At 50.0% G+C, this 15,404-nt stretch carries 15 protein-coding genes and 1 tRNA gene; 3 read left to right on the forward strand and 13 right to left on the reverse strand.

Going from position 1 to position 15,404, the window contains the following annotated elements; translation table 11 throughout:
• Positions 1-39 precede the first annotated feature (39 nt).
• The 9 genes from PUE40_RS03210 to PUE40_RS03250 all read right to left on the reverse strand — a co-directional run bounded on the left by PUE40_RS03210 (position 40) and on the right by PUE40_RS03250 (position 8,534).
• The gene (locus tag PUE40_RS03210; protein ID WP_154554158.1) at positions 40-999 is read right to left on the reverse strand and encodes a hypothetical protein; all 960 of its coding nucleotides are present in this window, start codon (positions 997-999) and stop codon (positions 40-42) included.
• A gap of 243 nt (positions 1,000-1,242) precedes the next feature.
• Positions 1,243-2,703 (reverse strand): aminoacyl-histidine dipeptidase, encoded by a 1,461-nt coding sequence (locus PUE40_RS03215; protein WP_277671885.1) that lies wholly within the window; start codon positions 2,701-2,703, stop codon positions 1,243-1,245.
• 56 nt (positions 2,704-2,759) lie between these two features.
• Positions 2,760-4,220: an aminoacyl-histidine dipeptidase gene (locus tag PUE40_RS03220; RefSeq protein WP_154554160.1), complete on the reverse strand. Its 1,461-nt coding sequence runs from the start codon at positions 4,218-4,220 to the stop codon at positions 2,760-2,762.
• A 179-nt stretch (positions 4,221-4,399) separates the two neighbouring features.
• Complete coding sequence (locus PUE40_RS03225; protein ID WP_277671886.1) at positions 4,400-4,945, reverse strand: 2-oxoacid:acceptor oxidoreductase family protein; 546 nt, start codon at positions 4,943-4,945, stop codon at positions 4,400-4,402.
• Positions 4,946-4,955: 10 nt separating this feature from the next.
• On the reverse strand, positions 4,956-5,705 hold the full coding sequence (locus PUE40_RS03230; protein WP_154554060.1) for a thiamine pyrophosphate-dependent enzyme: 750 nt from the start codon (positions 5,703-5,705) through the stop codon (positions 4,956-4,958).
• A complete protein-coding gene (gene vorB / locus PUE40_RS03235) occupies positions 5,705-6,784 on the reverse strand; it encodes a 3-methyl-2-oxobutanoate dehydrogenase subunit VorB (protein ID WP_154554059.1) in 1,080 nt (359 codons plus the stop codon). The genes PUE40_RS03230 and vorB overlap by 1 nt, the downstream gene beginning before the upstream one ends.
• A 23-nt stretch (positions 6,785-6,807) precedes the next feature.
• A complete protein-coding gene (locus PUE40_RS03240) occupies positions 6,808-7,017 on the reverse strand; it encodes a 4Fe-4S dicluster domain-containing protein (RefSeq protein WP_154554058.1) in 210 nt (69 codons plus the stop codon).
• A 30-nt stretch (positions 7,018-7,047) separates the two neighbouring features.
• Positions 7,048-7,752 carry a nucleotide-binding protein gene (locus tag PUE40_RS03245; RefSeq protein ID WP_154554057.1) on the reverse strand — a complete coding sequence of 235 codons (705 nt, stop codon included), beginning with the start codon at positions 7,750-7,752 and terminating at the stop codon, positions 7,048-7,050.
• 35 nt (positions 7,753-7,787) lie between these two features.
• Positions 7,788-8,534, reverse strand: coding sequence for an IclR family transcriptional regulator (locus PUE40_RS03250; protein ID WP_154554056.1), 747 nt, complete (start codon positions 8,532-8,534; stop codon positions 7,788-7,790).
• Between the two features lie 260 nt (positions 8,535-8,794).
• Between PUE40_RS03250 and PUE40_RS03255 the strand changes: the two genes are divergently transcribed.
• From PUE40_RS03255 to PUE40_RS03265, 3 genes are all read left to right on the forward strand, one after another.
• Entirely contained in the window at positions 8,795-10,081 is a 1,287-nt protein-coding gene (locus tag PUE40_RS03255) for a glycosyltransferase family 4 protein (RefSeq protein ID WP_277671887.1), read from the forward strand.
• 73 nt (positions 10,082-10,154) lie between these two features.
• On the forward strand, positions 10,155-11,354 hold the full coding sequence (locus PUE40_RS03260; protein WP_277671888.1) for a class II aldolase/adducin family protein: 1,200 nt from the start codon (positions 10,155-10,157) through the stop codon (positions 11,352-11,354).
• Positions 11,355-11,411: 57 nt separating this feature from the next.
• Positions 11,412-11,768: a cupin domain-containing protein gene (locus tag PUE40_RS03265; protein ID WP_154554053.1), complete on the forward strand. Its 357-nt coding sequence runs from the start codon at positions 11,412-11,414 to the stop codon at positions 11,766-11,768.
• Positions 11,769-11,843: 75 nt separating this feature from the next.
• Here PUE40_RS03265 and PUE40_RS03270 read toward each other — a convergent pair whose 3' ends face one another.
• From PUE40_RS03270 to PUE40_RS03285, 4 genes are all read right to left on the reverse strand, one after another.
• Positions 11,844-13,208 carry an MATE family efflux transporter gene (locus PUE40_RS03270; protein ID WP_277671889.1) on the reverse strand — a complete coding sequence of 455 codons (1,365 nt, stop codon included), beginning with the start codon at positions 13,206-13,208 and terminating at the stop codon, positions 11,844-11,846.
• Between the two features lie 41 nt (positions 13,209-13,249).
• Positions 13,250-13,654 (reverse strand): C-GCAxxG-C-C family protein, encoded by a 405-nt coding sequence (locus PUE40_RS03275; protein ID WP_277671891.1) that lies wholly within the window; start codon positions 13,652-13,654, stop codon positions 13,250-13,252.
• A 23-nt stretch (positions 13,655-13,677) separates the two neighbouring features.
• Complete coding sequence (locus tag PUE40_RS03280) at positions 13,678-14,706, reverse strand: threonine aldolase family protein (protein ID WP_154554050.1); 1,029 nt, start codon at positions 14,704-14,706, stop codon at positions 13,678-13,680.
• A gap of 207 nt (positions 14,707-14,913) precedes the next feature.
• Positions 14,914-14,988: transfer RNA gene (locus PUE40_RS03285), tRNA-Glu, on the reverse strand.
• Positions 14,989-15,404: the final 416 nt, after the last annotated feature.

Consider the following 15,404-nt stretch of genomic DNA (forward strand, 5'->3'; position numbering starts at 1 on the left):
ACTGTTCTTCATAATCTGCAAAGTACTTCTGAAATGTATCTAATCCTTTGACCATACATATTCCTCCAACATCTCATTAATAGAAATATCTACCCGTTCCTCTTCTTGCTCTTCTCCTGTAAGTGACAATACTACGCTCAAAGGATCTTGAAATCCTTTTCCTAAAAAATCAATAAAATATCCCAGTTCCAAAACAACACAGCCAATTTCATCCAATTCACTCACTTGTTTTTCCACTTTCACTGCACTATCTTTCAACTCTTTCTTTGTTACTGCATAAGTAGGATAAACATTATCTGACAAAAGAGAATACTCACACAAAGCAGAAATACCTGCTTTCTTTTCTAGTTTCATATCTTCTCTCAGAACAAATCTTCGAATCACCGGATTTCTTAATACATTTTCAATTTGCTGCCATACTTGTTTTCGGTCATTCGGAATATTTATTACTCTTGATTTACCTTTCATGCCCAACACATCAATATTTAAATATTCCAGTTCATCAAAACACCGGCTTGCAGATTTTGTTGACACTCCTATTCGTTTTGCTGCATCAGATACTTTCACTTCATTCCATCGTTCATAAATAGCCATCAGAAGCATTTTTTGCGTCAAAAATGAAATCAGATAAACCGGTGCCAATTCTCTTTCATTTTCCTTACTCAACAAATATCCAATAAATGGAAGAAATACCTGCTTTCCTTCTATTACAAAAGGAATTCCTTCTTCCATCATCTTTTCTTTTATATAAAAAGTTGTTCGATCAAGAAATATTGCACAATTTAATCCTGTCATTTTTTCCACGCCAGCTCTGTCTCTACGTAACATAACAAGTCCGACATTATCTGTGGGATGAATAGCCATCCATAATACACCATTTGTCTCTACCGTAAAAATATCATATCTTCCACGATATGCTAACGGGAGCTTTTTATACACCTCTTTATTCTCCGTCATTATTACATTTTGCCGTAATGTTTTTTCCAAAAATTCTTTCATATCAATCACCTTTTTATAATCGTGACTCTTTTTACGTCACATTTATAATTTATCATATATTATTTGATTTTTCAAGTAATATATGCTTACATAAACTCCAAGAAAAAAAGACGTAAGATTCATCTCACGCCTTCCTATTCTAACTATACCGATCCGATCTTCCAAAGGTGTAAATTCTGCATTTCTATTCACGTTCTTAAAAAGGAGCTGCGATTTCGCAGCTCCCACATTGACTAATAATCTCTATAAGCGCTTCAGAACCTCCTGCAGCAGTTTCCAGTACTTCTGTGTGGAGGAAATACTGAACCATTCTCCCGGTTTGTGCAATTCCTTGGTTTCCGGGCCGATGGAAATCATATCCACCTTTCGGCCCATATTCTGTGCGATGATTCCGCACTCCAATCCGATGTGAGCCGGGATGCCGATGGCCTCTTCGTCAAAAAGCTCCCGATACACATCGATGAACAGCTTTCGAATCGCGCTGTCCGGTTCGTACGGCCATTCCAGGCAATCGTAATCCTGGTGGCTGCTTCCGCCCACATTTCTTGCCAGTCGGTCGATATTCAGCACCATGGTCTCATACATACTTGCCACAAAGCTCCGAGTAACAAAGACAAAGGTCACCTTTTCTTCGTCCGTGATGACGCATCCCAGATTATTGGAGGATTCCACCACGCCCTCTACATCCGGGAACATCCGCAAAATTCCATTTTCGCAGAATACCCCAAAATCAATTGCGCCATCCATAGACTTCCGGTCGAACACCTTAGAAACCGTTTCCTCATAAGGCTCAAAGCTCACGATAATGCCCGGATCGCTTACCCGGTACTCCGCTTTGTAAATATCGTAATATTTTTTTACTTCTTCCCGGAAAGCCTCTAGATTCTCGGACGGAACCATCAGAATGGCTTCCGCTTCCCGCGGGATGGCATTCCCCGCCATTCCTCCGCGAAGGTTCGCCACCTCAAAATCACCTTTTCGCTCCAGGGCATCCAGTAGTCGGAACAGAAGTTTGTTGGCATTTCCCCGAACGCGGTGAATATCTCCACCGGAATGTCCGCCCAGAAGTCCGTCAATGCACAGGCGATACGGCACCGCACCTTCCTTCGGCGAGGTCCACGTAACCGGAACCTCCGCACTGATGGTTGGACCCCCGGCACTTCCCACGGTGAAAACACCTTCCGTCCCGGAATCCGTATTGATAAAGTATTCTCCTTTTAGCTGAGTCGCATCGAACTTTTCCGCGCCGGTCAATCCCAGCTCTTCGTCCACCGTCACCAGCACCTCCAGCGGCGGATGTGGCGCATCTTCCAATGTCAGAATCGCCAAAGAAAGCGACAGACCCAGACCGTTATCTGCTCCAAGCGTGGTTTCCTTAGCCGTAATCTTGTCCCCCTCAACGGTTATCCGAATCGGATCCTTCATAAAGTCGTGATCGGATTCCGGTATCTTCTCACATACCATATCCATATGAGACTGAAGAATCACCGCCGGATGATCTTCCTTTCCCGGCGTGCCCGGCTTGCGAATCAGAACATTTCCCATCTCATCCTGCACGCTGTCCAGGTGATACCGCTCCGCAAAACTCACCAACCAATTGCTAATCTGCTCTTCGTGTCTGGAAGCCCTCGGAATTCTGCTGATTTCTTCAAAAATCTCATATACCGCTTCCGGCTCCAATCCTTTCGGAATCATGCGCTCCATATCTGTACCTCCTTCAAATATTCTTCGCTGTCCCCTCACAGCTTCCCCTATGAATACTATAAGCGTTTCAAAACCTCCTGTAGCAGCTTCCAATATCTCTGTGTAGAGGAGATGCTAAACCATTCTCCCGGCTTGTGCAGTTCCTTGGTTTCCGGTCCGATGGAAATCATATCCACCTTTCGGCCCATGTTCTTCGCAATGATTCCGCACTCCAGACCGGTGTGCACCGGAATGCCCTTCGCCTTTTTGTGGAAGAGTTCCTGATATACTTCAACGAAAAGATCCCGGATTTCACTTTCCGGTTCGTACGCCCATTCCAGACAGTCGTAATCCTTGTGGCTGCTTCCCCCGGCATTTCTTGCCAAACGGTCGATATTCAGCACCATCGTCTGATACATGCTTTCCACAAAGCTTCGTGTGACGAAAACGAACGTCACCTTTTCATCATCCGTGGTCACGCACCCCAGGTTATTGGAGGATTCCACTACGCCCTCCACATCCGGGCACATCCGAAGGATTCCGTTCTCACAGAATACACCGAAATCGATTACGCGATCCATCGCTTCCTTGGTGAATACCTCAGAAACCGCTTCTTCCCACGGCTCGAATGTAACGATGAGATCCGGATCGCCCACCCGATACTCCTCTTTATAAATACCGTAATATCTTTCCACCTCATCCAGGAAAGTCTGCTTATCCTTTGCCGGAATCATCACCACCGCTTCGGCGGAACGGGGAATGGCATTGCCGGCCATGCCTCCTTGAACGGAAACCAACTCCATATCGCCCTTCCGCTCCAGTGCATCCAGGAGACGGAACAGCAACTTGTTGGCATTGCCCCGGTGGCGGTGAATGTCTTCTCCGGAGTGTCCTCCCAGAAGTCCGTCAATGCTCAGGCGATATGCTTCCTGCTCCGCTTCCGGAGTCTTCCGGGTTACCGGAATATCCGCACTGATAGTCGGACCGCCGGCACTTCCGGCCACAAAGATTCCCTCATCGGCGGAATCCATATTGACAAAATAATTTCCGGTCAGCTGCGATGCATCGAATTCTTCCGCACCGGTGAGACCGATTTCTTCATCCACAGTCACCAACACTTCCAGCGGAGGATGCGGTGCATCCTCCAAAGTGAGAATCGCCAGCGAAAGAGCCAATCCGATGCCGTTATCCGCACCCAGAGTGGTCTCCTTTGCCATAATCTTATCTCCCTCCACGGTAATTTGAATCGGATCCTTCAGAAAATTGTGAGCGGACCCCTTTATCTTCTCACAGACCATATCCATGTGGGACTGAAGAATCACCCCCGGATGGTCTTCCTTTCCCGGCGTGCCCGGCTTGCGAATCAGGACATTTCCCTTCTTATCCCGGACGCTGCTCAAGTGATACTTGTCTGCAAATGCCATCAGCCAATCGCTGATTTCTTCTTCGTGGCCGGAGGCTCTCGGAATCCTGCTGATTTCCTCAAAAATTTCAAGTACTATCTGCGGTTCCAAATCCTTCGGAATCATACGCTCCATATTTTACTCCTCCAAAATAATCTTAATACTCCCCCTGTGCCTCTTTTAGTTCTGCACAGAGAAACACCGTTCCATTTCAGTGCTGACATCAGTGTATCAAATGGCATTTTTTCTGTCAATGTAAAAAAAGAGAAGCCGCAGCATTGCGACTTCCCTTTGATCGTTATTAACTATTTCAATTAGTTCTGGCTCTGACCGATTTCGATACCGGTTTCGAAAGCCTTGTCGTTGATCGGAATAACCTTTGGCTTATTCTCGAACTTGTGGTGGATACCTGCAGTAACAACATCCTTTGGAACCGCATTGGTGTAACCGATGTATGCACCCAGCATGATGATGTTGAGGATACGAGGATTGCCCATTTCCAGAGCCATCTCGGTAACCGGTACGCTGATTACCTTGATGTCGTCTCTGTCAATTGGATCCTTTACGATGGAGCTGTTGATGAACAGTGTGCCGCCCGGTTTCAGGTTCGGCAGGAACTTGTGCAGGGACGGACCGTTCATTACAATCAGGTCATCTACACTGTTGGATACCGGAGCACCAATCTCATCATCAGAAATTACAACATAGCAGTTTGCTGTGCCGCCTCTCATCGCTGCACCGTAGGATGGGAAGAATGTTACGTTCAGATCTGTGGAATCGCAAGTTGCCTGAGACAGGAGCTTGCCCATAGTCATTACACCTTGTCCGCCGAATCCGGCTACCATCAAATTTCTTTCCATTCTGCACCTCCTACTTTTCTGCGCCCTTGTCTCTTACGAGACCGAGTGGATATTCAGCAAACATCTTCTCTTCCAGGAACTTCAGGGAGTCCAGAGTGGAGAGTCCCCAGTTGGTTGGGCAAGAAGTTACGATTTCGATGAGGGAGAAACCTCTTCCTTCCAGCTGATACTGGAAGCCCTTCTTAATCGCATTGCGTGCCTTCATTACGTTCTGCGGAGTATTGCAGGATACTCTCTCCAGGTAGTAAGGAGCAGTCAGCTGATCCAGAATTTCGACAACGTGCATTGGATATCCGTGAACTTCCGGATCTCTTCCGCCTGGAGCGGTGGTTGCCTTCATGCCGATCAGTGTGGTCGGAGCCATCTGACCACCGGTCATGCCGTAGATTCCGTTGTTAACGAAGATTACGGTGAAGTTCTCGCCTCTGTTGGCAGCGGACATGGTCTCTGCCAGACCGATGGAAGCCAGGTCTCCATCACCCTGGTATGTGTATACCAGAGAATCCGGAGTGGATCTCTTGATACCGGTAGCTACGGCACAAGCTCTTCCGTGAGCAGCGATGGTTGCGTCGTGGTTAACGTAGAACTGTCCCAGACCGCAGCATCCAACACCCTCTACACGAACCAGATTGTCCAACTGACCCAGTTCGTCAGCGGCTTCACCGATGATTTTGTGTACTGTGCTGTGCATGCATCCCGGGCAGAATCCGGATACAGTGTTAGGCAGAATGCCTGTAGTTCTTTCATATACTTTCTGCATTACAGTACCTCCTTAATAAGCTTACGAGCAGCATCGTATACCTGATCGTTAGTCAGCAGCTGACCACCGGATCTCAGGCAATCGTTCACCTGGGTTCTTCCCTGAACCGCGTGATCGATATCCCATCTCATCTGAGACGGAATGGACATCTCAACGTTCAGGATACCCTTTACCTGATTGAAGTCCAGGTTAGCGAAAGTATCATATGGGAATGGGGAAATCTTAATCGGTCTGATCATTCCTGCCTTGATGCCTTCTTCTCTCAGCTTCTTAACAACTACTCTAGAGATACGAGCGGAAATACCATATGCAGCCAGGATGATTTCTGCATCCTCTGTCATGAATTCCTCAACCTCAACATCCTTATCCCATGTGGAATACAGCTTTGCAGCTTCGATGTTAACCGCTTCCTGACCGGTTCCTACAGAACCCGGACGGCAGAATGCGTTCTCGCCGCGCTTATGCCCGATGATTGCTCTGTGCTCAAACTTCTTTCTCAGCTCAGCGATTTCTTCGTCGCTCTTCATCGGCGGCAGAACAACCGGCTCCATCATGGTACCCATTACACCGTCGGTCAGTACGAGAACCGGGTTCTCATCTCTTGCAGCCAGATCGAATGCTTCATATACCATGTCTACGCACTCCTGTACAGTGGAAGGTGCCAGAACCAGCATCTTGAAACCACCGTTACCGGAAGCCTTGGTTGCCTGGAAGTAGTCCTGCTGTGCCGGCTGAATTGCGCCGATACCAGGGCCGCCTCTCTGTACGTTAACATATACTGCCGGGATACGGGCAGACGCCATGTAGGAAACGCCCTCGGAGTACAAGCTGATTCCGCAGCTGGAAGAAGAGCTCATCGCTCTGATTCCGGTGGAAGCCGCACCGTACAGCATGTTAACGGATGCAACCTCGGACTCGCCCTGTACGAAAGTACCGTTTACCTCAGGCATTCTTCTTGCAAAATATTCCGGAATTTCGTTCTGCGGTGTGATAGGATAACCAGCAAAGAAGCGACATCCGGCTCTGACAGCTGCTTCTGCAATAGCTTCGCAGCCCTTCATAAATACACGTTCACTCATTATGAAATTTCTCCTCTCTCTAATTATCTCCACACTTCAATTGCAGCTTCCGGACAAATCTGTGCACACATCGCACATCCGATGCACTTTTCCGGTTCCGCACTGATTACGTAAGGATAACCGAAAGAGTTCACTTCTTCGCCGACTACTAGAATCTTCTTCGGACATGAAATCACGCAATACTGGCAGGATTTGCATGCCTCAGAATTGATCTCGATTTTACCTTTAGCCATCGAAATTACCTCCTCTTTTGAAATAGTGTTTTAACGATCGACCCATTCATAGGTCAAATATAGTTCAATCGGAAGTAAATATCTGTCCGTTTCTCCTTTTACTTCCTCATAAACGTCTTTCTTGACACACGCACTGTTGATGGTGGTGATTCCCTCCAGCAGGGAATCCATCTTCTCCAAGCCTTCCAGGAAATCCTGCGCCGACGTGTGATAGCCCAGGTTCGGATTGCCCAGCATGTAGATGTGGTCCAGATTCACCGCCTTCAGAATGCTGGACATGGTGCCGTCGATGGACTCCAAGCTCTTGGTCCACGGGCGGTACGGGTTGATGATGTACACCGGAACCGAATCCTCATTTTTCAGGATGTGGGCATAGGCGCCCGCCATCCGCGCTGCCGGGGAGCCGCCGCCGATATCCATCAAGGTGTAATGGTCTGCCATCAGGGAGGTTGCCACGCCGCTTACCGCCGTCGGGGCATCCAGAAACTGGTCCTGATAGTGGATATCCACACCCAGCTCCTTGAAATCTTCTGCCATATCTCTGGAACGATACAGCGGTTTTGTCTGGTCCATATCGAAGAGATCTACTTTTTTGCCGGTTTCTCTAGCCAGCTTTGCGGCCACATTTAGAACGATTTCGCTCTTGCCGCTTCCCGCCTCGCCGATAAAAAGAAAATTCTTTTTTTCCTTGAGAACATCTCCGAAATTCTTATCCATCTCATAAAAGAGTCCCATAATCTATCTCCTCATTTGTCTGATATATTCATTCGTTACTGCAGCAGCTTCTCGCACTCCCGCGCACAATCCTGAAGCCGCATGATAATGCTGTCCAGGCTCCGAATCATCCGTTCCTTGTATCCGTTGATACTGATGGAGCAGATGGCAATTCCATCCTTTGCCAGCACCGGTGTCGCCACGCATACCAATCCTTCGGTTACCTCTTCCATATCGTAGGCCAGGCGCTGCGCCCGCACCTCTTGAAGAAGCTCCGCAAATTCGTCCCGGTCGGTTACGGAACGTTTCGTCAGCTTCACGTAGTCCATCCGGTTCAACAGATTCTCTGTCTCTCCGGAGAATGCGGTTAGCACTTTTCCCATCGCCGTGGTGTTCAGACTTATGGTGTCCCCCACTGTTTGAATCAGGGAAAGGGTCAGTCCTGTCTGGGGATCCTTCCGCATAATCGTAACGCTCTGGGTGCCCTTTCGGATGGCCACCGTCACGGAAAAACCGATTCGCCGGCACAGGGTTCCCACCGGTTCATCCAGAATGTTGATCAGCTGATTCTTCAGTTGGGTATTTCTTCCCAGAACATACATCTTGCTGGTGAGGTAATACCCGCCGTCAATCTTATCCTGAAAAACGTAATGCATGCTTTCCAGCGAATTCAAGATTCGCGCTACCGCCGCATTGGAGTATCCGGTGTGCTGTGCAATCTCCGTCATCGTCCAACGCTGCCGGAACTGAAACAAATCCAGAACGGCAAGGGCTTTTTCTAAAGAACTGTTTCTCTCCGCCATTCGAAATCACTTCATTCCTTCCGCATCAAAGTACCACAAAATACTATAATAAATATACTCCTTTCGTATAGGCAAGTCAACCGAATCCCAAAGTTTTTCCGTATTACGATAATTGGTTTCGTATTTCGGTAATTAGGTTAACTTATACTAACCTATAAACTTTTTTAATACCTTTTCCGATTCTAATCTTTTAACAATTTGACTTCAAGACGGTTAAAAAATATAATAATGTAGATTAATTGTGTTTTGGAGGATTATCAATGAATATTCTGAGCGTTACAACCCAGAAACCTCACTCCACCGGCAGCGGCACCTATCTGTCCGAAGTGGTTCGGGCTCTGGATCGTCAGGGACACCGGCAGGCCGTTGTTGCCGGAATCTACCATTCCGATATCGTCAGTTTTCCGGATGGGGTCACCTTCCATCCGGTATATTATACGGCTCCGGGGGAATCCCCTCTGCCGGGAGACTTGGACTTCCCGGTTCTGGGCATGTCGGACCGGATGCCTTATCCGTCCACTCGTTACTCCCGGCTCACCGCAGAACAGTTCAAAGCACTGGAGAAAGCCTTTATTTCTGCGGTAGGCGAAGCGATTGACCGGCTCCGTCCGGATATCATTCTCTGCCACCACCTGTACCTTCTCACCGCCATCCTTAGGAAGGCCTTTCCGGAGCAGCGAATCTACGGCATCTGCCACGGCTCCGACCTTCGCCAGATGCAGAATCTCTGCACCGGAGAAGCGGGATACGGAAGAGAACCTTTCAGCGTGAAAGATGTTCTGGAGAACGTCCGAGGCTTGAATCGGATTTTCGCTCTCCATCAAGCCCAGAAAAAAACCATCATGGATTGCTTCCGGCTTCCGGCGGAACAGGTGTCCGTCATCGGAACCGGGTATAACGACAAAATCTTCTTTCCGGGCGAGACGAATGCCTCTGCAGCGGCAGGCCCGCACCGCTTCATCTATGCCGGAAAGATCTGCCGGGAGAAAGGCATCCCGGAACTGCTGGACGCACTGGAACAGCTCCGCGAAGAGACGGACGTTCCCTTTGAGCTTCATTTGGCGGGCGGCTGCACCGATTCCGGACTGTGGACCCGCCTGAATCCGGGCCGAAACCAGCCGCCGAAGGTGGGAGAAATCACCTCTCATTCCTTCCCCATCCGGTATCACGGCCTGCTGCGCCAGGAAGTGCTGGCGAATCTGTATCGCGATTGCCACACCTTCGTCCTTCCTTCCTATTTCGAGGGCCTGCCCCTGGTCTTGATTGAAGCTATGGCCTGCGGACTGAACACCCTGTGCAATGACCTGCCGGGGGTTCGGGAATGGCTGCGCTCCGAAATTCCGGAGAACACCACTTGCTTCATCCCCATGCCGCCGTTGATCGCCTCGGACCGGCCGGATCCGGATGCACTGCCGCAATATGTTTTTACCCTGAAGGCTGCCCTAAAAGAAATTTTGGAGGAGTCGCACGCTTCCGGCCAAACCCGGCGCATTCCGGACACGTCCGGAGCGTCTTGGGACGCCGTGGCAAAACGTATTGTTTTTTAAACAATCATCATATTCCGCGGGAACCGGAATGATATAATAGGCATAGAGAAAACCAAAGCAAGGGAGAGACAACATGGATATTAATACAGCAAAAGAAGCGCTGCTGAAACGCTCAAATGCATTTCGGGAGCGGTACTTTACTGCATACGGACAACTGGTGCTTCGGGTGAATGAGGAAACCTATATTTCTTCGCGCGAGAACCTTCGCCTGTCCAAGCTGACGGGGAAGGATTTTGATTTGTTCGACATCAACACCGGAGATATCGGTCGGATTTTTTCATCTCGGGACGATATCAACGCCATCGTGTTCATATGCACGGAAGCCGCCGTGCGTTTTTCTAAAGAGAATCAGATAATGCGGCCGGCACTGGACGATTTGGCCCAGATTATCGGGCCGGATGTGACCGTATGTCCGGACGGAACCGCAAGAACCCTGCTGAAAGCCCTGCGGAACCGCCGAGGCTGCTTCATTCAGGGGTCCGGCATCATCGCCGTCGGTGATACCATCGAAGAGGCCATCGCCGGTGCCCGCATCCTGGAGAAAAGTGCGGAAGCGGAGATTTACTCCGGCAAGCTGCACGGACTCCAATACCTGGATCCGACGACCGCTCAGGAGCTTCATAAATATTACGACGGAAGCTATTCCAAGGTAAATCAGAAAGAAAAGGTGGATTTCATCAGCAGCGGTGCAGAAGAGTTTCAGCTGCGGAACCGAATCATCGACTGCGGCAAAGATATGAGCCGTTCCGAACTGGTACAGGGTTCCTGGGGAAATATTTCCCTTCGATTGAACCCGGACACCATGCTGATTACCCCGTCGGGTATGGACTATTTTTCCATCCGCACGGAGGACATCGTTCGCATGAACATCCACGATTTGAAATACGGCATGCAGAGAAAGCCCTCTTCGGAGTACCGCCTACACGCCGCGCTGTACCGCCGGTATCCGGAGTGCAACGCCATCATCCACACCCACTCCAACGGCATCAGTGCATTCGCTGCAGCCCACGCCGGATTCCGGATTTCGGAACCGCCGATAGATCAGCTGATCGGTGACATGCATTGCAGCGAGTACCGGACACCGGGTACGGATGAGCTGTGCGACAGCATCATGGAGGCCATCAAGGGCAGCCACGCCTGCATCATCGCCAACCACGGTGCGATTTTCTGCGGGAACGACCTGGATGTGACGCTGGCCATCGCCAACGCGGTGGAATCCAGAGCCTGCAACCTGCTGGGATTCGGTCAGCGAGCAGAAGAGGAAGATGCATAGTTTTCCGGGTAATCCGAAGGCATATATTATTTTTCAAATACAAGGAGGGTATTGAACATGAGTCTGATTCGGAGAAAAGAAAATCGAAAGAAAGTTGTGAAGGAAGAAGTCCAAAAGGGACCGGGACATCTGATTTCGCTGGTGGGCGTGGAGCAGGATTCGGAGATGTGGAACCGAGGCCGCATGCTGAATGAGAACGTGCTGGAGAAGGATTGCGGCGTGGGATACCACGTGCATCAGGGAGACGGAGAGATCTACGTCATCCTTTCCGGCGAAGCGGAATACAACGACAACGGCACCATCACCACCGTCAAGGCGGGGGATATCACCTTCACCGGTCCGGGAGAAGGACACGCCATCATCAACCGCAAGGATGAGCCGATGAGCTTTATGGCCATCATCCTGTACGAATAGAGACAAAAGGCATCCGAGGAATTTTCCCCGGATGCCTCTTTTTTATGTGTGAATTTACGTGATGTGCCGCAACGCCTAGTTGTTCGCATCGCCGGAAGTCCCCAGCCGAATGCGGATTTTTTTTATGGAAATGAAGTAGGCCGCAATCATCACCACCATGGTGATGAGCCAACTCACCGGATATACCGCCATCAGTGTGTACCAGGTGTGGGAGTGCCGAAAGACGGTGTACACCCACAGAATTCGGGTTCCGCAGACTCCGATAAAAGTAACCGCCGCCGGAACCACAGAGATTCCGTAGCCCCGCATCGCTCCGGAAAGGACTTCGTTCACCACGTTCAGGGCCTGGGTGGAAAGCAGGATCGTGGCGCGAATATAGCCAAAGTGGATGACCGCCGGATCCGGATTGAAGAGCATCAGAATCCGGTGCCCGAAAATAATCAGCAACGCTGCCACGGACATGGCACACACCTCATCCAGAATCAGCGCCTGACGAGTGATTTTGCGGCACCGCGGAAGATTCCCGGCACCGTAGTTCTGGCCCACGAAGGTGACCGCCGCTTGGGCGAAGGAGTTCAGGATGTAATATCCCAGTACCTCCATATTAAAGGCCGCCGCGGAGCCCGCCACCACATCCGGTCCCAGGCTGTTGATGGCCGATTGGATGACCAGATTGGAAATGGAAAAGACTACACCCTGAAGTCCCGACGGAACGCCGATTCGAAGAATGTCCTTCAGAATCGAACCCTCCAGGCGGAAGCTTCCCTTCTGCAGACGAACAGCGCTCTTTGCCCGACACAGGTGCCAAAACAGGAGTCCGGCGCTAACGCCGTTGGACAGCACCGTGGCCAACGCCACGCCCGCCACATCCATCTTCAATACGATGACAAAGAAGAGATTCAGGATGACGTTCAGGATGCCGGAAATCATCAGGCATCGCAGCGGAGTTCCGGTGTCCCCCTGACTCCGGAAAATGGCTGCTTCAAAATTATAGAGCATGATAAAAATCATCCCCATAAAATAAATTCGAAGATATTTCACCGCCATGGGTGCGATGACTGCCGGCGTATCCAGCAGACTAATCATGGGACGGGCAATAATCTGCCCGACGCAGGTGACAAATACCCCGCAAATAATCGCCAGCACCATGGCTGTGTGAACGGATTCCCGAATCCTCCGCTCGTCCTGCTGACCGGTAAAATTCGCAATAATCACGTTGGCACCGATGGACACCCCGACAAACAGGTTTACCGTCAGCGCGATAACCGGACTGTTGCATCCCACCGCCGCCATGGCGTGCTTTCCCGCAAATTGGCCGATTACTGCAATATCCGCTGCGTTGAAGAGCTGCTGCAAGATACTGGTCATGGCCAGAGGAATGGCAAAAGCCATCAGCTTCGGTGCGATGCTTCCATTCAGCAAATCCGGCTGTTCTTTCACTTTCTTGCTAAACGTAAAGACCCCCCCAATCTTTTTTTTAATTACAGACCCAGGACTTCTTCCACAACCTCTACGGCATATCCGATGCAGTCTGGGCAGGAACATAGCACTTTCCCGCCATCCAAGCCTTTCAGATCCTTGCAGATTAGGCCACCGGTCTTCGTCACGAATTTCTCTTTCATTTCCTTGGCAATCTTGTAGGTGGACGCTTTGGTTCCCGGCGCTTCCAGGTTGCCGTCGCTGTTCTTCAGGCCCGCCAGCATGATGGCGCCACTGAGTGCGCCGCAGATGCCCTCTCCGCATCCGGCACCGAAACCAAATCCTTCACTGATGCGGAACAGAACCTCCTTGTCCTCTCCGATTTCGTCGGCAAATGCCAGGAGCACCGCCTGGGCGCAGTTGTACTTGCTGTTGTGCAGATGATCTGCCAATTCTTTCTTATTCATAAATTCCTCCCATTATTAATTATTTACAAAAGTTCCGCCAGCCGGAAAACCTGTTCCGGCTTCGTCGCCCAGCTGGTGCAGAAACGGATGACCGAGTGGGTATCGTCGTATTTCTGCATGTAACTGAATACCACCTTCTGCCGGAGGGCTTCCATTTTACGGTTGTCGATAATGACAAACTGCTGGTTCGTCGGCGACTCGAAGTAAAACGAATATTTTTTTTCGTGAAGAACCATCTTCAGCATCTCCGCCGTCTCGATGGCATTCTGCCCCAGCTTATAGTAGAGGTTGTCCCGGAACAGCTCCGCGAACTGGATGCCCAGCAGTCTCCCCTTTGCAATCAGGGCACCGTGCTGCTTTATCTGTGTCACAAAATGCGGCGGCGTATTGTGCTTTGTGAATACCAAAGCTTCACCGCAAAGTGCCCCCACCTTCGTTCCGCCGATGTAGAACACATCGGTCAGGCGGGCAATGTCGCTGAGGGTCACGTTGTTCTCATGGCTGGCCAGGGCGTATCCCAGACGTGCGCCGTCCAGGTACAGCGGAATCTTATACTTCCGGCAAATCAGGCTCAGAGCCTCCAGTTCCCGGCGGGTGTACAGCGCACCGTACTCCGTCGGCTGGGAAATGTACAGCATGCCCGGAAATACCATGTGCTCATGATTTCCATCCTGATAAAAATCCTCAATCAGATTCTTTACTTCCATCGGATTCACCTTGCCGCCATTGTGCATCGGTACTGTCAGGACTTTATGGCCGGAATACTCGATGGCGCCGGCTTCGTGAACGCTGACATGTCCGGTTTCTGCGGCGATAACGCCTTCATACGGTTTCAGCATGGTATCGATAACTACCTGATTCGTCTGCGTGCCGCCGGAAAGGAAATAGATATCCGCATCCGGTACGCCGATGGCCTGGCGAATGCGAATTCGGGCCTCTTCGCAGAACGGATCGTTTCCGTAGCCGGTCACCTGCTGCAAATCGGTGGACACCAACCTTTTCAATATTCTGGAGTGAGCTCCCTCACTGTAGTCGTTCTCAAATGATAGCATATTATTTCTCCCCAAAAATCTGTAACTTTTTATTGCATCGACTTTAATATTATCGCACTTGAAAGTGCTTCTGCAAACTAATTTGTGTGAAAATATTTTAAAAATTATTTTCTAGTTGTCTTGCGGTGGGAATTCTCGCGGGGGCGTTCGCCGTCTCGACACTTGGAGTATAGAAAAAACCTGAAGCGTAAGCTTCAGGTTTCCGTTTGGTAGCGTATTGGGGAATCGAACCCCAGATTCAGCCGTGAGAGGGCTGCGTCTTAACCTCTTGACCAATACGCCATATTCATTAATTATTTACGCTGTTCAACGCAAGATTTATTATACAGAAGTACTGCCCTCTTGTCCAGTACTTTTTTTATTTTTTTCAAAATTATTTTTGAGGGGATTATTTTTGAGGGTTAATTGTAAAAGTAACTTCACAGAACTGAACGCATGTGAACCACGGGCCGGGAGATTCGGAAAAAGCGGCCGGCACGGTTCGCGCTCGTCTCCCCGCTAAGCCTTTGATTTCGGTTCCCAGGCGCGAACCATGTACCGAAAATTCCGAGATTGGAGGACCGGGTGCCGGCACGGTTCGCGCTCGTCTCCCCGCTAGGCCTTTGATTTCGGTTTCCGGGCGCGAACCACGGGCCGGAAATTCCGAGATTGGAGGACCGGGTGCCGGCATGGTTCGCGCTCGACTCCCCGCTAAGCCT

The sequence above is a fragment of the Mogibacterium kristiansenii genome, from assembly GCF_029224645.1.
Lineage (GTDB): Bacteria > Bacillota > Clostridia > Peptostreptococcales > Anaerovoracaceae > Mogibacterium_A > Mogibacterium_A kristiansenii.